The sequence below is a fragment of the Solimicrobium silvestre genome, assembly GCF_002976435.1.
Lineage (GTDB): Bacteria > Pseudomonadota > Gammaproteobacteria > Burkholderiales > Burkholderiaceae_D > Solimicrobium > Solimicrobium silvestre.
This window is the reverse complement of the sequence record NZ_PUGF01000012.1, coordinates 84,060-98,729: the sequence shown is the minus strand read 5'-3', so window position 1 is coordinate 98,729 and position 14,670 is coordinate 84,060. Positions and strand designations below refer to the sequence as shown.

The window sequence follows — 14,670 nt, the reverse complement described above, 5'->3', positions numbered from 1 at the left end:
CGCATGAATACTCAAATGTATGAGGCAATGAAGAAATCAGGAGTTTTGCCGAAACGCACAGCCCCGATTACGCCAAGCAATCCGTCACGCAAGGCAACTGCGCGAGTACGTAACCCACTGCCAATTCCAACAATTTGCCCGCACTGCAAGAGTGCAGTTGAATTGGTTAATAACAGTGAAATTTACGGGCGAGAGTACGGGGAATGGCCGTGGGCGTATAGATGCGAAGGTGATGATTGCGATAGCTATGTAGGTCTTCACCCATTTACAAATATCCCACTCGGAACTCTAGCAAATGAAGATGTGCGAGACGCAAGAAAGAAGGCTAAAAACATTTTCAACCCGATTTGGCAAAGTCGCGGTATGACCAGAAGTGCGGCATATGCATGGCTTGCGGAAGCACTTGGGATACAAGATGTGAATGAATGCCACATAGGCTGGTTTGATGTTGAAACATGCGAGCGAGTTTTTGCACTCTGCAACGATAAATTACACGCAGTATAAATTAAAGAAAAAATAACATGAACACCGTACGCCCAACCAAAGACGAGCAACAACAATTTCGCATCAGTTCCTTTAAAGGTATTGATGTCGGTCTTGGTCAAGCGGATCCAGTCGCGAGCATTTCAGCAAAACTTGAAGCGCAATACCCGAATCATTTAATTTTGGTGCAAGCTGGCAAATTCCTTCACGGTTACGACAAATCAGCTCACGCACTAAGCGTGCTCAAGCAATACAAGGTGCAACTGGTCGGAACAACCGATGCGCCGCATATCCGCGTCGGCTTCCCTTCCAGTAATTTCAAAAAGCGTTTATGGTCCATTGTTAATGATTTTCAAATACCTTACGTCGTTGCTCTCGGAACTAAAGCAAGCGGCCATGACATTTTTGTTTCGGATAATTTTCAAGGGAAATCGTCCGTTTTATCTGCTATATCTAATGACGTGGTTAGCCAGGTAATTTACGACCTGCAGCAGCGCGGCGAAATTAACAAGGTCACGACCAAGCAAATTTTGTCGAATCCTGACTCGTCCGGCTTTAAATTGAAGTCGCAAGCGCAAGACCTTGACCTTCATTTGACGCAAGACATCATCAAAATGCCACGGGACATTCGCGTAACGTTTGGCGAAAATATCCGCGTCTGCATGGCCCGCATCATGCGCGGAATTTTTGCCTACGGTTTAGAGGTGCAAAAATCAGCTTTACTCAACAAAATATCGGCAGACATCGATCTACTCAAGCATTATCTTGCCCAGGCTGCACGGCTAAACAATCTTAAATTCGCATTTGAGCACCGAGTCGGTTTAGCTGTTGAGCTTGGTCGGTTACTTGGCGGCGTGATTCGCGCTGCAAAGGTACCATCATGATCAACAAGGGGGATTTTCTGGAAAGTCCAGCAATGCGCTCGTTCGGGGCGGCTACTGGAATTCGGACGACAATGCCGGCGTCTTCAATCTCAACAACGACAGTCCTGACTACGAGAACGACAACATCGGCTTCCGCTGACCCAATTATTTCACGCTTAGGCACTGAGCATGCTCATGTAAAGCCAACTATTATTGGTCGAAAATCTCCTGGGGATACCCCGAAAGCACGGCAATTTGCCAAACCGAAAACCGTTGCGGGGCTTACGAGCGCTGCAACGGAAGGCGGCAATGAATCAATTTTCCATCAATTAACAAGCCTCGACAGCCTATATCAATACTGGTTGAAGGCAAAGAAGAACAAATCAAAAAGCTTGCGCGTGCAGCGTTTTGGCGATGATCCATTGCGTTACCTGGTCATGATTCAAAATCGGCTGCGCGATCGTGAATACACGTTCGGTCCCTATAAGTCATTCACCGTGCGTGAAAAAAAGTTCCGCCATGTGGTTGATGCGCCGATGAAGGATCGTGTCGTACATTGGATGCTGTATGACTACTTACTCCCAATCTGGCAACCACGATTCATCCATGACACTTACGGTAATTTGCCCAGGCGCGGCACGCATGCTGCAGTTAACCGCCTGGCTCAGTTTTGCCGCGGCGCCGACAGCAAGTGGGTTCTGCAACTAGACATTTCCAAGTATTTTTATTCGGTCAATCATGAAATCCTGAAAGCGCGCGCGCTGCGCTTTATTGGTGACCATGACTTACGCGTGCTGATGATCGCTCTGATCGACTCTTTCGCAACCGATAGCCAGTATGACGACTTATTCCCGGCCGACGGAATGTACCGCACTACCGCGGCAAAGGGTATGCCGATCGGCAATCTCAGCAGCCAGTTGTTCGCGAATATCTTCCTGAATGACTTTGACCACTGGGTTAAGGAAGTCCTGCGTATCAAACTTTACATCAGGTATGTCGATGACATGGTGATTTTGGCTGACTCTAAAGAAGAGCTAGCGACTATCCGTGATTTGATCGTTCAAAAACTGGCTCTCGATGGTCTGACCATTCACCCGAAGAAAATCAGGCTTGCGCCGGCGACGGCCGGTATTCCATTTCTTGGCTATATCGTCTGGCCGAATCACATTTCAGCAGGGAGCTACGTGCGAGGCCGGTATTTGCACCGGGTGCGCCAGCATGAACGGGATGGCTACGATAAAACAGAAGCATTGGCGGCGTATTCGGCAATGTTTAAACATACAGGATCAACTATTTATAGGGAGGCAGCATGACTACCTGGTCAAAAAATCAGATCACATTAAAACTTGATCAGTTTCGCAACTGGCTATCTGCTAATGGTGCCGAGTTACTGCAACCAACCAATGAATATGAGCTTGTCCGGTTTCGCGCAGGTGACAAAACAGGAATTATTTATTGGAACACTAAGGGCGGCTCTTCGTTTGTGCAACCGGCGCTGGAAGCGTGGGAGGCTTTTAAGGGTGCGCATTCATGGCGCGCAGCACCGGCAACAACTCGACGCAAGAAAAGCTCAGTTACCCTTCAAGCGGTACGTGCGCGGGATGGCAGCCACTGCTTTTATTGCTTGAGTCCGGTACTTGTTGAGGATGAGTCGGAAGAGCATCTGGTTTCAATAACGCATGGTGGGCCAAACCATATTAGCAATATTTTCCTTGCGCACAAACTTTGTAATGCGCGCGCTGGAAATTTAAGCGCACCTGAAAAAATTGCTCTACATGTTGCTCAATATATGAATGTCAAATCATGACTTCATTATATTTAAATTTAAAGGGTGAGTATTTCGACCAAATTAAATCGGGTGAAAAAACACATGAATTTAGATTGGCAAGCACTTGGAAAAAGCGGCTAGAAGGTAAAGCATTTGACCTGATTGTTATTCGTCGCGGCTATCCCAAAGCAGGCGACAAATCAAAAGAGCTTATTCGGGTATGGCACGGTTATGAGTTGAAGCAAATAACGCACCCGCATTTTGGAAATGATCCTGTTTTAGTTTATGCAATTGACGTGACAGTGCCGTATTTTTTTAATTTATATGATTAAGTTTGGATAAGGGGTAGCAGAATGAGTAAATTAACCAATGTACCAACAACCTGGCATATGTGCCTTAATGTTCGCGGCTTTCTGAATAGTGCCAAGAAACGTGAATACAAAATGTTCGAGCATGATGATGGCACGAATATGACTTATGACGAAGCCAGAAATGCACTGTTTGATGAATTAGCGCAAGGTCATGAAGTAATCCCTATGGGAAAGTGCGACAACTTTGATTACAAGACCGGCTGTAAAGGTCATCCAAATGTAGAGGTGATAGCATGATAGCTCAGGCATACGCAGAAAAGAAAATTGCAACCAAATTTGAACCAATCCCAACATGCGCCCATTGCGGAAAAATATCTTCTGCGCATTTTGAGGATGGTCATTGCGAACCTGTCGCGCCAGAAGTTGTTTCTACGCTGACGGATATTGAAATTCGCAATGCTTACGAAACTACACCAAGTCACTTAAGTGGCTACCGAGGGGTGGCCAACGCAGCCGCGAAAGCCGAGCGCGCGAGAATCGCCGCGCTACCCATAAACACTAGCTTGACTGACGATAAATTACACGAAATCTACATATCCAATAGATCAACAAACGTTGACGACATGAACGAGGTTAGAGCCTGCGCTAACGCCGCAATCTCCCAATTTCAATGCGAGCTAGGCGGTGCAAAATGAGCGAGTTAAAAACAATCAGCTGGTTAGTGTGGCTTTTAGTTTCGATATGGCTTGTGTTTCATTTTATCGGATTTGGTGGATTGTGCGCCATGTTCCCAGAAGGAAAAAGAGCATGGCATTTACCAGCGCAGTTAGCTTCATTGGCAATATTTGCCGCCGCCATTTTGTGCAACCCATGGAGCTTGAAATGAGCGCAATTAATAGCTGGCCTGAACGAATTTATGCGTACTACGTGCGAAAAAGGCGTTATCCATGCAGACGTAGTTAACGAATCGGATGATGTCGAATACATCCGCGCTGACAAAGTAAAAGAGCTTCAACTTGCGGCTGCGAAGGCTGCGCTGGAAGCTGCAGCAAATGGCATGCCGTGGATATGCCATCAAGATCAAATAAAGGCTATCAACCCACAAGCAATACTTGATTCATTGGGGAAGTGATGATTTCAGTAGAAACCAGGACTGTTTATCACTCATCAATAAAAGGCCGAAGATACTTGCATAAACGGTCTGCAATTAAAGCTGAGGCATTGGCGATCATCAAGAAAAAATATCCCGATGAGCCATTTGAACATGATACGGGCTACTCCTTTAATTGGCAGGCTGAAATACCAAGATCAAATGTTTTATTTCGCAGAATGTGCCGATTAGTTTCTAAAAGTTTAAAGGACAACCAATGAATAACCAATACGGCTTAGATGTCGGATATTTCAAAACTAAGTTATCGCAAATCATTCGTGATGTTGAAAGCTATACGTCAGATGAAATGTTCCGCGACCTTACAAAATATGCGGAAGTGGTGCGGCCTGTTGAGACAGTCAAACATACTGGGCCAGTAGCATATGCGCCGTTTTGGATTAAAGAGTCGGGATTCAGGGCTACTGGTATAAGCGCAATTTCTGATACCACATTTACAGTACCACTTTATACTTGCCCAATATCAAATGAGGATGTTGTTGACGTGATTAAAAAATTCAATTCGTTTGCAAGTAGTTTTAACGATGGCGATTCAATTGCTCAACAGGTGCGGCAATTTAACGAAGTGCAAGCAGCAATCAACCTTATTGAATCGAGAATGGCATGAGTGACTTAGGATACCGCGCAATGATGTTTGCGCGCGATGCGCACAAGAACCAAGTACGGAAATATACGGGAAATCCTTACGCTGATCACTTGGCCGAAGTTGCGGGAATAGTTGCGACTGTTGCTGTGATCGTTACCATTACCCAGTCCGTCACAATAAATGAAATGATTGCTACGGCATGGCTGCATGATTGCGTTGAGGGCTGCGGTGTTGAACTCAGTGAAATAGAGCAACTGTTTGGCTTAAAGGTAGCGCTTGGCGTGTCTGGCCTGTCCGATATGGAAACGGGCAACCGCGCAGAACGCAAACAAAAATCGCGTGATAGGCTTGCTGCATGTTCAAGCTGGATTCAAACAATCAAGTGCGCCGATTTAATCAGCAACACATCTAGCATCGTTAAACACGATTCGGCTTTTGCTAAAGTTTACTTGGAAGAAAAGCGACTTTTATTGGATGTGATGACCAAAGCGGATCCGCGTTTGCTTGCTTTAGCTCGACAATTATCTGAGGTTACAGGATGAGTGCTATATTTGAAATGCAAATAGATAGCGAGACTCTGGCTGTTGATGAGTTGGCTAAAATTACTGGAAGCTCTCGCAAGGGCGATCAAATCGAGTGGCTATCGTGCAATGGCTGGACTTTTCACAAGAACAAGTCAGGCGAAGCAATTGTTGGTCGACTGTATGCTAGGTTGAAGTTAGCGGGAATATCGCCTGCATCCTTGACTACATCGGGCGGCTGGTCACCCGACTTCTCAAGTGTTAGATAATTGGAGTAGGCTAGTTAAATGCGACCTAAATCATCATCCCGAGACTTGCCGCCGCGCATGTTGCGCAGGACAAAAACCTTAGCCAGTGGCAAGGTCTGGGAGAGCTTTTATTATAACGGACGTGATGAGAGCGGGAAGCGCAAGGAAATTCCCCTGGGTAACGATATAAACGAGGCCAAGCGGAAATGGGCCGAATTTGAAAGTGTACCGGTCGCAGATGATGTAAAAATAATGCGCGTTATTTTCAATAGGTATGTAAAAGATATTTTTCCAATGAAGGCGGCACGCACACAAAAAGACAACGGACACGAAATTAAGCAACTAAGGGCTGTCTTTGATTCCGCACCGATTGATGCAATTACGCCGCAGCACATTGCGCAATACCGCGACAAGCGCACAGCTAAAGTTAGAGCAAACCGTGAACTTGCTCTTCTTTCCCACGTTTTTAATATGGCAAGGGAATGGGGATATACAGCAAAAGAAAATCCATGCCGTGGTATCCGTAAGAATAAGGAAGTACCGCGCGACTTTTACGCTGATGCGGAAGTGTGGGATGCGGTCTATGCGTGCGCAAAAGAAGAGTTGAAAGACGCGATGGATATTGCCTATTTAACCGGTCAGCGACCAGCTGATGTGCTTAAAATGCGTCTGGCCGATATTAATGCCAGTGCAATTTCAGTTAAGCAAAATAAAACGGGTAAATTCCTGCGTATTTTATTAAATGATGAGTTTGGCAATCGCTCTGCATTGGGGCAGACGATTGATGCTATCCGCAGGCGCGATAAGAAAGTATTGAGCCTTAGCCCGATTGCATTGCCAAATGGTCAGCCAATGAATGCCTATACTTTGCGCACTCGCTTTGAATCGTCGCGTGAGCAAGCAGCAAAAACCGCAAAAGAAACAAATCCCGAATTATCCGAACGCATTAAAAAATTCCAATTTAGAGATATTCGTCCAAAAGCAGCAAGCGAAATAAAAGACTTAGGCGATGCTAGTAAACTACTTGGACATACTGATAAACAGATAACGGAAACGGTGTATAGACGCGTTGGTGAATCTGTTAAGCCAACCAAATAGTTAGATTGGTTGCGGAGATGGTTGCGGAGATGCGGAGATTTTTGGATAAAAAAAGGAGCATAAAAGCTCCTTTTTAAATTTTTATTATCAACTACAAGTAATTGATTTTATTGGATATTCATACTACTGGTGCCCGAGGCCGGAATTGAACCGGCACGCCCGTTATTCACGAAAGCGGCGGATTTTAAGTCCGATGTGTCTACCAATTTCACCACTCGGGCACTTTCCACGCATTGCTGCATAGACTTTTAAGATGCGATACTAAACATCTTTTTGTTCTGGAGGCGGGGAGCGGAATCGAACCGCTCTAAACGGCTTTGCAGGCCGCTGCATAACCTCTTTGCTACCCCGCCATCGGTTGGCTATTCTACTCGATATCTACAACTTCGGTATAAAGCCATCCAACAAAAAAGGAAGCGAAACATGCTTCCTAATTTTTAACTTGGAGCGGGAGAAGAGGCTCGAACTCTCGACCTCAACCTTGGCAAGGTTGCGCTCTACCAACTGAGCTACTCCCGCGATGTTACTTGATACTATTACTTCACTTCTTATCTACTGCCAACAATTAACCTAAGTTAATCATTAAATTCTGGAGCGGGAGAAGAGGCTCGAACTCTCGACCTCAACCTTGGCAAGGTTGCGCTCTACCAACTGAGCTACTCCCGCTTATTACTTCACATGTACTACGTATTACACATTAACTACTGCCATCTTCAGTTAAAATCAACTAAAGAACAAGACCAAGATTCTAACTAAATTTGATTACTCTGTCTAGTCTTTTTTATGGAGCGGGAGAAGAGGCTCGAACTCTCGACCTCAACCTTGGCAAGGTTGCGCTCTACCAACTGAGCTACTCCCGCATTTAAGCCGTATTCAACAAATACGACAAATTCATTACATCCGACAGAACAGGCGCACATTATATACGGACGACTATTCATGTCAAGAAAATGTTGGCCCTATTCCATTAAAAATTTAATTAAGGGAGTTTTCCGGAATGTTCTTTAATCAGCGGCCAAGCTAACTTCAAATAATAAAACATCGACCATACCGTCAAAATTGCTGCGACCAGCAAAAACCACTGGCCCCAATAGGATGTATCAAACACCCCAAACAACGTGCCGTTGAATAACAGCATGGGGATAGCGGTCATTTGAGCGGTGGTTTTAATCTTACCCAGCGAGCTGACCGCCACGGATTTTGATGCGCCAATTTGCGCCATCCATTCACGTAGCGCAGAGATCGCGATTTCACGCCCAATAATGACGAAAGCGATTAAAGCGCCATAATTTATCCGGTCAAGTTGCACCAGCACTAATAACGCTCCAGCTACCATTAACTTATCGGCGACCGGGTCTAAAAAAGCACCGAAAGCAGAGGTTTGATTCCACCGCCGCGCCAAGAATCCATCAAACCAATCAGTCACCGCCGCAACAATAAAAATAATGGTTGAGGCAACGCCTTGATCAAATGGTGGCAACCAAGTTGCTGGCAAATAAAAAACGCCAACCACTAGTGGAATTAATGCGACCCGTATCCAGGTCAATAAAATAGGAATATTAAATGGCATAGTTTTATAATTGTCTCAATGTAATTGCTTATATATTTGCTCTGCCAGTTGTCGTGAAATACCATCGACAGAAGCTAAGTCCTCAATGCTAGCATCTGCCACACCTTTCAGGCCTCCAAATCGTACCAGTAATTTCTGACGGCGTTTAGCTCCAATGCCTTCTATTTCTTCCAAACGCGACGTCTGTCGTGCTTTTGCACGCTTAGCTCGCATTCCAGTGATGGCAAAACGGTGTGCCTCATCTCGAATTTGCGCAATTAACATCAGCGCAGCAGATTCCCGCCCCAACTCTTGCGCAGCACGTCCGTCAACAAAGACTAACGTTTCCAAACCGACTTTGCGGCCTTCGCCTTTTGATACGCCGACGATCAAACTAATATCCAAGCCCAGCTCAACAAACACTTGTCGGGCAATTTCTACTTGGCCTTTTCCACCATCAATCAACACAATATCGGGCATCACACCATTATTGCTAGCTACTTTCTCATAGCGACGTTGCAGCACTTGACGCATTGCCGCGTAGTCATCTCCTGGGGTTATATCGTTAATATTGTAGCGGCGATATTCCGCGTTTTGCATTGCATGGTGCAAAAACACGACGCATGATGCTTGAGTTGCCTCGCCCTGAGTATGGCTAATATCAAAACATTCGACACGCAAGGCATCCAAATCAGCTGCATCTAGGTTAAGCGCTTCCGCTAAAGCACGAGTGCGCGCTTGCTGTGATCCTTGCTCAGTAAGTAATCTGGCCAGCGCTAATTCTGCGCCTTTCTGTGCCATCTCCAACCATTGTCTACGCTGCTCTTGTGGCTGCGTCACCATATGAATTTTATGTCCGCACTGCTCCATTAAAGCAATCAATAATTCAGGAGCATCTAATACACAACTCACTACTAAAAGCGATGGAATGTATTGATCCAAATAATGCTGCGCCAGGAATGCCTGCAACACTTCCGCTTCCAATATACCTTCCGTTACAGCCTCATCAACATGTGAAGGGAAATAAGCCCTATCACCTAAATGCCGACCTCCGCGCACCATCGCCAAATTAACGCAGGCACGCCCACCCTTGATAAATACCGCGATAATATCCAGATCAACATCATTCGCACTTTCCATGCCTTGCTGATGTAATACTTTAGATAAAGCGGACATTTGGTTGCGTACCACCGCGGCTTTCTCAAACGCCAATTGCTCGGCATAACCCAACATGCGCTTTTCTAATACTTGCATTACTTCGCTTTGCCTGCCACGCAAAAATTGCGCAGCGTTGCTGACATCCTGCGCATAATCCTCTTCACTAATGATGCCTACACAAGGCGCGCTGCAACGGTGGATTTGATGCAACAAACATGGACGCGTACGATTAGCGTAAACGCTGTCTTCACAACTACGCAACTGAAAAACTTTTTGAAGAATTTGTATTGATTCTTTGACCGCCCAGGCACTTGGGAAGGGGCCGAAGTAGTGATTATTTTTATCAATCGCACCGCGGTAATACATCATGCGCGGCACTGCTTGCCCTGAGATTTTTAAATAGGGATACGATTTATCGTCACGAAATAAAATATTAAACCGCGGGTGCAAGGCTTTAATTAAATTATTTTCAAGTATCAACGCTTCAGCTTCGCTGCGCGTGACCGTTGTTTCCAATCGTGCGATCCGGTCTACCATCAGTGCAATTCGCGGGCTGGCTAAATTTTTTTGAAAATAGCTGCTGACACGCTTTTTTAAATCACGCGCCTTACCGACATAAAGCACTTTGTCATTATTATCAAAGTAACGATATACGCCGGGCAAATGAGGGAGTTTCGCTACAGTTTCAATAAGTAGCAAACGTTCTGGAGTCGCTTCAGACATAGCGGATAATAAGTTTTTTATGCGGCGTCATTATTTTTTTCGATTAACACAAAAGCCAAGGAGTAATCAACTTCATCACTCAAGGAAATTTTTGCTGTTAGCTGCATACTTTGCATATGCTCAGCCAAATCACCACTAGTTACAATATATGGCGCGCCATTACTGTCATTCAGAATTTGAATTGTGTGCCAACTCAACGGTGCCCGCATTCCCAAGCCTAGCGCTTTTGAGAATGCTTCTTTGGCAGCATAACGATTGCATAAATAATGCAGACCGTGCACTCCAACATTCGCATGGCGCTGCTGGTACTCCAAAAATTCTTCGGCGCCTAATATTTTTTCAGCAAAGCGCTCACCAGTCCGTGCCAGTGTTGCCACTATGCGGCTAATTTGAACAATATCAGTGCCGATACCGTAGACCACATTAAGCCCCTGAAAACCCTAAATTTAAACCCCCACTTAATCGCGCATTAACCATAATCGCCTTCATATCACGCACGGCTTTTTCCCATCCTACAAAAACAGCATGCGCCACAATCGCGTGACCAATATTTAATTCACTAATATCAGGAATTGCAGCAATCGCCTGAACATTGGTGTAGTGCAAACCATGCCCCGCATTAACGCGCAATCCGCGCTGCACGCCCATTAACACACCCTGCTTTACTCGCAATAACTCAGCTTGCTGCTCTACTTGATTTACTGCGTCAGCATAACGGCCCGTATGAATTTCAATCACGGTTGCACCAGCTTCAGCGGCTGCCTGAATTTGTGCATCATCAGCATCAATAAACAAGCTCACTCGAATTCCTTGCGTTTGCAGTTGTTTTATCGCTGCTTGTACTTGCGTGAAATTTTTCACGACATCCAAACCACCTTCAGTCGTCACTTCAGCACGATGTTCCGGCACCAAACAAACGTCTTGCGGATTGATTTCACAAGCAAAATCCAGCATTTCAGTGGTTACCGCTGCCTCCAGATTCATACGAGTGATTAACTGTGGGCGGATTGCGCGTACATCGGCATCTTTAATATGCCGGCGATCTTCACGCATATGCAACGTAATTACGTCGGCACCGGCATGTTCCGCCATTAAAGCAGCTTGAATTGGGTCTGGGTAGGTAGTGCCTCGCGCGTTACGCAACGTGGCTACATGGTCAATGTTAATACCGAGTTCCAGCATGTGAATGCGATCGTGAATAGTCATAGATTTTGTAGGTCCATTAAAATTTGTCGGGTATTAATCGGTGCTCCGTGCAAATGATGCGCTAATAGTGAGCGCATCAAAAACTTACTTTGTAGTTGCGTATTGATGTCTGTGTAATCTGCGGCCTGCATATCCAGCAGTGTTTTACCATGCACCTTGGTTCCACCATCACGCTCTTGCGCAGGCCTGGTTCCAGCCTCAGGATCAACTATATAAAGGATATCAGGCTCAACTCGACTACGCTGTTTTGTGCAAAAAGATAAATCGCTCACAACACCGGCAGTTTTAAGTAAATTCAATTCAAACTTACGCAACACAATTGGTGCGGGCTCAGCATGTGCCAACTGATTAATGGTCGTAACATATTCATCAAACAAAAGCGGCTGTGGATCGTCGCGCTGCATTAATTTAATGATGATTTCATTCAAATAAAAACCACACAAGAGCGCATTTTTTTCGAGCGGCAGCATGCCGCCTACCCATTCCGCCGCTGTCAGCGTTTGCAACTCTGATTTACCACTCCAAGACAGCGTTAATGGTTGAAATGTTTGCAGTGCGCCACGCAGTTGTGAATGCGGCCGTTTTGCGCCTTTGGCAAGCAAGGCAACGCGCCCATATTGACGGCTAAACACATCAACAATTAAGCTGGTTTCTTTGTAGGGGTAACTATGTAAAACAAAGCCCGGTTGCGTTAATACTCGCAACGGGCGTAATGGGATCGGGGTGCTGCGCAGCCGCGTACGCATCGGCGGTGGAGCAGACTCAAGAGTTTCAAATGAGTCTGGTAAATGCGTATCTACAGCATCCGTCATGGAGATATGGGGTTGATTTATTCGTAACCGTAAGCGCGCAAGCCCGCTTCATTATCGGCCCAGCCAGATTTGATTTTTACCCAGATTTCCAGATAAACCGGGCCGCCGAATAATTTTTCCATATCTTGGCGTGATTGGGTAGAAATCTCTTTTAAGCGTTCGCCTTTTTTGCCGATCAACATGGCTTTATGTCCATCACGATCAACTAAAATCGCGATGAAAACCCTTCGTAAATTGCCTTCTTGCTCAAACTTTTCAACCAATACGGTACTGGTATACGGCAATTCATCACCGACAAAGCGGAAAACTTTTTCACGCACAATTTCAGCAGCCAGGAATTTTTCACTTTTATCCGTAATATCATCTTCGGCAAACATCGGAGGATTAACAGGTAAAAGTTTTTTAACTTCGGCTTCCAAACTTTCAAGCTGAAAACCTTGTCGTGCTGAGACAGGAACAATCGCTGCAAAATTAAAGCGACTCGCGACTTGTGCCGCAAACGGCATCAAAACGGCTTTATCTTTAATGTGATCAGCCTTATTAATAACCAAAATACAAGGGATATTCTTAGGCAAAAGTTCGAGCACCAAAATATCGGCTTGTGAAAACATACCAGCTTCAATCACATATAAAACCACATCTACCGCAGTGAGCGTAGTAGTTACTGTGCGATTTAATGTGCGATTCAGCGCATTTGAATGCTTGGTTTGAAACCCTGGCGTATCGACATAAACAAACTGAGTTTGATCTTTGGTTTGAATGCCGGTAATACGATGACGAGTGGTTTGAGCTTTGCGTGACGTAATGCTCACCTTGGCGCCGATCAATGCGTTCATCAGCGTTGATTTACCAACGTTCGGGCGGCCAACTATGGCTATGTAACCGCATCGAAAATCGTCTGCAGATAAATCTATTTGAGGTGTATCAGTCATGCTATCTTTGGTAATGTTGTGTTATTCGAGCCAGTTGTAATGGCTACTGTTGGGCTTTTGGTTTTATCTGAAACTACTTCATCTGTCTGTACAGTGGCAATTCCAGCTAATTTTAATTGAGTGGTGCGTGGTTTTGATTTTCGTTTTGCAACAGGTGATTTAGACAACATAGCCAATGCGGCTTCTAGCGCCATTTTAGCTGCAGCTTGCTCACCAGCGCGACGACTACCGCCAGTCCCAAACACGTGAATCTCAAGTTTAGGAATGGAACATTCCACTTCAAATTCCTGGTTATGTGCAGCACCGTGAGTAGCCGCTACGGTGTACACAGGTAGTGCGATTTTTTTACTTTGAAGATATTCTTGCAATAAGGTTTTTGCATCCTTACCTAGCGTTGCAGGATCAACAGTTTCTAGTATAGGCAAATACAAGCCAAAAATAACATCTCTGGCGGCATTAAAACCTGCATCAAGGAAAATAGCGCCAAATAGCGCCTCAAGCGTATCGGCAAGAATCGATGGGCGACGAAATCCGCCCGATTTCAACTCGCCCTCACCCAAACGTAAAAATTGCGCCAGATCCAAGCGTAGGGCAATTTCATATAACGACTGTTGCTTAACCAAGTTGGCACGGACCCGGGACAAATCACCTTCATCGATCGTGCTATATTTTTGAAACAGGAGTGAGGCAACTACGCAGTTCAAAACTGAGTCACCTAAAAACTCCAAGCGCTCATTATGCAAAACACTATGGCTGCGATGGGTTAAAGCCTGCTGCAATAAGGTCATATCATTAAAGACATGGCCTAGTCGATTTTGCAATAACGTATCATTACTCATGCTGCTGACTTACTCATAAAAATACCTAGTGTTTATCCGTACTACCAGAAAATTCTAGCAGCAAACTTGCAGGGCCAAATAAAGGTAGCTTTTTCTCATAAGCAAAGCTCACCTGATATACACCATCTTCCTTAACAATGGTAAGGTCTTTTCCAGATACGGAAGTGATATAACCGGCAACCGCTATCTTATTATATGCAGCCTCAATTTCCGGCGCGGAAGTCCCTCTATCACGTGCATCTGTCGCTGCCTTTTTAATACTTTGAAATTCAACTACAGCTGGCACCACCTGCATACCAAGGACAGCAGCGATAGCGACAAGTATTAAGGCTAAAATAAGACCTGATAATGAGAGCCCACGCTGCTTATGTAGATTAGACAAACCAACCATATTTTTCTCCATCT

The 14,670-nt window shown here is 45.2% G+C and carries 22 protein-coding genes and 5 tRNA genes; 14 read left to right on the top strand and 13 right to left on the bottom strand.

Going from position 1 to position 14,670, the window contains the following annotated elements; translation table 11 throughout:
- The first annotated feature begins 3 nt into the window (after positions 1-3).
- From S2091_RS13360 to S2091_RS13295, 14 genes are read left to right on the top strand one after another with little or no spacing between them, the layout of a single operon-like run.
- A complete protein-coding gene (locus tag S2091_RS13360; protein WP_105532442.1) occupies positions 4-504 on the top strand; it encodes a zinc-finger-containing protein in 501 nt (166 codons plus the stop codon).
- Positions 505-521: 17 nt separating this feature from the next.
- Positions 522-1,367 carry a four helix bundle protein gene (locus S2091_RS13355; protein ID WP_105532441.1) on the top strand — a complete coding sequence of 282 codons (846 nt, stop codon included), beginning with the start codon at positions 522-524 and terminating at the stop codon, positions 1,365-1,367.
- On the top strand, positions 1,364-2,659 hold the full coding sequence (locus S2091_RS13350) for an RNA-directed DNA polymerase (protein ID WP_207769703.1): 1,296 nt from the start codon (positions 1,364-1,366) through the stop codon (positions 2,657-2,659). The genes S2091_RS13355 and S2091_RS13350 overlap by 4 nt, the downstream gene beginning before the upstream one ends.
- Entirely contained in the window at positions 2,656-3,153 is a 498-nt protein-coding gene (locus tag S2091_RS13345) for an HNH endonuclease (RefSeq protein WP_105532440.1), read from the top strand. The genes S2091_RS13350 and S2091_RS13345 overlap by 4 nt, the downstream gene beginning before the upstream one ends.
- Positions 3,150-3,446 (top strand): ASCH domain-containing protein, encoded by a 297-nt coding sequence (locus S2091_RS13340; RefSeq protein WP_105532439.1) that lies wholly within the window; start codon positions 3,150-3,152, stop codon positions 3,444-3,446. Before S2091_RS13345 ends, S2091_RS13340 begins: the two co-directional genes overlap by 4 nt.
- 21 nt (positions 3,447-3,467) lie before the next feature.
- Positions 3,468-3,722: a hypothetical protein gene (locus tag S2091_RS13335; RefSeq protein WP_105532438.1), complete on the top strand. Its 255-nt coding sequence runs from the start codon at positions 3,468-3,470 to the stop codon at positions 3,720-3,722.
- Positions 3,719-4,120 (top strand): hypothetical protein, encoded by a 402-nt coding sequence (locus S2091_RS13330; protein WP_105532437.1) that lies wholly within the window; start codon positions 3,719-3,721, stop codon positions 4,118-4,120. Before S2091_RS13335 ends, S2091_RS13330 begins: the two co-directional genes overlap by 4 nt.
- Positions 4,117-4,311 (top strand): hypothetical protein, encoded by a 195-nt coding sequence (locus S2091_RS13325; protein WP_105532436.1) that lies wholly within the window; start codon positions 4,117-4,119, stop codon positions 4,309-4,311. The genes S2091_RS13330 and S2091_RS13325 overlap by 4 nt, the downstream gene beginning before the upstream one ends.
- 30 nt (positions 4,312-4,341) lie before the next feature.
- Positions 4,342-4,557 carry a hypothetical protein gene (locus S2091_RS13320; RefSeq protein WP_105532435.1) on the top strand — a complete coding sequence of 72 codons (216 nt, stop codon included), beginning with the start codon at positions 4,342-4,344 and terminating at the stop codon, positions 4,555-4,557.
- Positions 4,557-4,796, top strand: coding sequence for a hypothetical protein (locus S2091_RS13315; RefSeq protein WP_105532434.1), 240 nt, complete (start codon positions 4,557-4,559; stop codon positions 4,794-4,796). Before S2091_RS13320 ends, S2091_RS13315 begins: the two co-directional genes overlap by 1 nt.
- Positions 4,793-5,200, top strand: coding sequence for a hypothetical protein (locus S2091_RS13310; protein ID WP_105532433.1), 408 nt, complete (start codon positions 4,793-4,795; stop codon positions 5,198-5,200). The genes S2091_RS13315 and S2091_RS13310 overlap by 4 nt, the downstream gene beginning before the upstream one ends.
- Complete coding sequence (locus tag S2091_RS13305) at positions 5,197-5,721, top strand: HD domain-containing protein (RefSeq protein WP_105532432.1); 525 nt, start codon at positions 5,197-5,199, stop codon at positions 5,719-5,721. The genes S2091_RS13310 and S2091_RS13305 overlap by 4 nt, the downstream gene beginning before the upstream one ends.
- Positions 5,718-5,969, top strand: coding sequence for a DUF4224 domain-containing protein (locus S2091_RS24795; RefSeq protein ID WP_207769702.1), 252 nt, complete (start codon positions 5,718-5,720; stop codon positions 5,967-5,969). Before S2091_RS13305 ends, S2091_RS24795 begins: the two co-directional genes overlap by 4 nt.
- 57 nt (positions 5,970-6,026) lie before the next feature.
- Positions 6,027-7,046 carry a phage integrase gene (locus tag S2091_RS13295; protein WP_207769701.1) on the top strand — a complete coding sequence of 340 codons (1,020 nt, stop codon included), beginning with the start codon at positions 6,027-6,029 and terminating at the stop codon, positions 7,044-7,046.
- Positions 7,047-7,173: 127 nt separating this feature from the next.
- Here S2091_RS13295 and S2091_RS13290 read toward each other — a convergent pair.
- The 13 genes from S2091_RS13290 to S2091_RS13230 all read right to left on the bottom strand — a co-directional run bounded on the left by S2091_RS13290 (position 7,174) and on the right by S2091_RS13230 (position 14,656).
- Positions 7,174-7,267 (bottom strand) — tRNA-Leu (locus S2091_RS13290).
- 58 nt (positions 7,268-7,325) lie between these two features.
- A tRNA-Cys gene (locus tag S2091_RS13285) sits at positions 7,326-7,399 on the bottom strand.
- A 90-nt stretch (positions 7,400-7,489) separates the two neighbouring features.
- Positions 7,490-7,565 (bottom strand) — tRNA-Gly (locus tag S2091_RS13280).
- A gap of 71 nt (positions 7,566-7,636) precedes the next feature.
- Positions 7,637-7,712 (bottom strand) — tRNA-Gly (locus S2091_RS13275).
- 118 nt (positions 7,713-7,830) lie between these two features.
- Positions 7,831-7,906 (bottom strand) — tRNA-Gly (locus S2091_RS13270).
- A 119-nt stretch (positions 7,907-8,025) separates the two neighbouring features.
- The gene (gene pgsA / locus S2091_RS13265; protein ID WP_105532430.1) at positions 8,026-8,616 is read right to left on the bottom strand and encodes a CDP-diacylglycerol--glycerol-3-phosphate 3-phosphatidyltransferase; all 591 of its coding nucleotides are present in this window, start codon (positions 8,614-8,616) and stop codon (positions 8,026-8,028) included.
- A 15-nt stretch (positions 8,617-8,631) separates the two neighbouring features.
- Positions 8,632-10,476 carry an excinuclease ABC subunit UvrC gene (uvrC, locus tag S2091_RS13260; protein WP_105532429.1) on the bottom strand — a complete coding sequence of 615 codons (1,845 nt, stop codon included), beginning with the start codon at positions 10,474-10,476 and terminating at the stop codon, positions 8,632-8,634.
- Between the two features lie 17 nt (positions 10,477-10,493).
- Positions 10,494-10,898 carry a holo-ACP synthase gene (gene acpS / locus S2091_RS13255; protein WP_105532428.1) on the bottom strand — a complete coding sequence of 135 codons (405 nt, stop codon included), beginning with the start codon at positions 10,896-10,898 and terminating at the stop codon, positions 10,494-10,496.
- Between the two features lies 1 nt (position 10,899).
- Positions 10,900-11,682 (bottom strand): pyridoxine 5'-phosphate synthase, encoded by a 783-nt coding sequence (pdxJ, locus tag S2091_RS13250; protein ID WP_105532427.1) that lies wholly within the window; start codon positions 11,680-11,682, stop codon positions 10,900-10,902.
- Positions 11,679-12,494 (bottom strand): DNA repair protein RecO, encoded by an 816-nt coding sequence (recO, locus tag S2091_RS13245; protein ID WP_105532426.1) that lies wholly within the window; start codon positions 12,492-12,494, stop codon positions 11,679-11,681. The genes pdxJ and recO overlap by 4 nt, the downstream gene beginning before the upstream one ends.
- Before the next feature lie 17 nt (positions 12,495-12,511).
- On the bottom strand, positions 12,512-13,426 hold the full coding sequence (era, locus tag S2091_RS13240) for a GTPase Era (protein WP_105532425.1): 915 nt from the start codon (positions 13,424-13,426) through the stop codon (positions 12,512-12,514).
- A complete protein-coding gene (gene rnc / locus S2091_RS13235) occupies positions 13,423-14,265 on the bottom strand; it encodes a ribonuclease III (protein ID WP_105532424.1) in 843 nt (280 codons plus the stop codon). The genes era and rnc overlap by 4 nt, the downstream gene beginning before the upstream one ends.
- A gap of 25 nt (positions 14,266-14,290) precedes the next feature.
- The gene (locus tag S2091_RS13230; protein WP_165794983.1) at positions 14,291-14,656 is read right to left on the bottom strand and encodes a DUF4845 domain-containing protein; all 366 of its coding nucleotides are present in this window, start codon (positions 14,654-14,656) and stop codon (positions 14,291-14,293) included.
- Positions 14,657-14,670: the final 14 nt, after the last annotated feature.

Bases quoted from the DNA above. Each gene is read 5' to 3' on its own strand.
- S2091_RS13330 (WP_105532437.1), top strand. From the start codon at position 3,719: ATGATAGCTCAGGCATACGCAGAAAAGAAAATTGCAACCAAATTTGAA.
- S2091_RS13360 (WP_105532442.1), top strand. From the start codon at position 4: ATGAATACTCAAATGTATGAGGCAATGAAGAAATCAGGAGTTTTGCCG.
- S2091_RS13350 (WP_207769703.1), top strand. From the start codon at position 1,364: ATGATCAACAAGGGGGATTTTCTGGAAAGTCCAGCAATGCGCTCGTTC.
- S2091_RS13305 (WP_105532432.1), top strand. From the start codon at position 5,197: ATGAGTGACTTAGGATACCGCGCAATGATGTTTGCGCGCGATGCGCAC.
- pdxJ (WP_105532427.1), bottom strand. From the start codon at position 11,682: ATGACTATTCACGATCGCATTCACATGCTGGAACTCGGTATTAACATT.
- S2091_RS24795 (WP_207769702.1), top strand. From the start codon at position 5,718: ATGAGTGCTATATTTGAAATGCAAATAGATAGCGAGACTCTGGCTGTT.
- pgsA (WP_105532430.1), bottom strand. From the start codon at position 8,616: ATGCCATTTAATATTCCTATTTTATTGACCTGGATACGGGTCGCATTA.
- S2091_RS13355 (WP_105532441.1), top strand. From the start codon at position 522: ATGAACACCGTACGCCCAACCAAAGACGAGCAACAACAATTTCGCATC.
- rnc (WP_105532424.1), bottom strand. From the start codon at position 14,265: ATGAGTAATGATACGTTATTGCAAAATCGACTAGGCCATGTCTTTAAT.
- S2091_RS13320 (WP_105532435.1), top strand. From the start codon at position 4,342: ATGCGTACTACGTGCGAAAAAGGCGTTATCCATGCAGACGTAGTTAAC.
- S2091_RS13295 (WP_207769701.1), top strand. From the start codon at position 6,027: ATGTTGCGCAGGACAAAAACCTTAGCCAGTGGCAAGGTCTGGGAGAGC.
- S2091_RS13310 (WP_105532433.1), top strand. From the start codon at position 4,793: ATGAATAACCAATACGGCTTAGATGTCGGATATTTCAAAACTAAGTTA.
- S2091_RS13230 (WP_165794983.1), bottom strand. From the start codon at position 14,656: ATGGTTGGTTTGTCTAATCTACATAAGCAGCGTGGGCTCTCATTATCA.
- S2091_RS13340 (WP_105532439.1), top strand. From the start codon at position 3,150: ATGACTTCATTATATTTAAATTTAAAGGGTGAGTATTTCGACCAAATT.
- S2091_RS13325 (WP_105532436.1), top strand. From the start codon at position 4,117: ATGAGCGAGTTAAAAACAATCAGCTGGTTAGTGTGGCTTTTAGTTTCG.
- S2091_RS13315 (WP_105532434.1), top strand. From the start codon at position 4,557: ATGATTTCAGTAGAAACCAGGACTGTTTATCACTCATCAATAAAAGGC.
- recO (WP_105532426.1), bottom strand. From the start codon at position 12,494: ATGACGGATGCTGTAGATACGCATTTACCAGACTCATTTGAAACTCTT.
- uvrC (WP_105532429.1), bottom strand. From the start codon at position 10,476: ATGTCTGAAGCGACTCCAGAACGTTTGCTACTTATTGAAACTGTAGCG.
- S2091_RS13335 (WP_105532438.1), top strand. From the start codon at position 3,468: ATGAGTAAATTAACCAATGTACCAACAACCTGGCATATGTGCCTTAAT.
- era (WP_105532425.1), bottom strand. From the start codon at position 13,426: ATGACTGATACACCTCAAATAGATTTATCTGCAGACGATTTTCGATGC.
- S2091_RS13345 (WP_105532440.1), top strand. From the start codon at position 2,656: ATGACTACCTGGTCAAAAAATCAGATCACATTAAAACTTGATCAGTTT.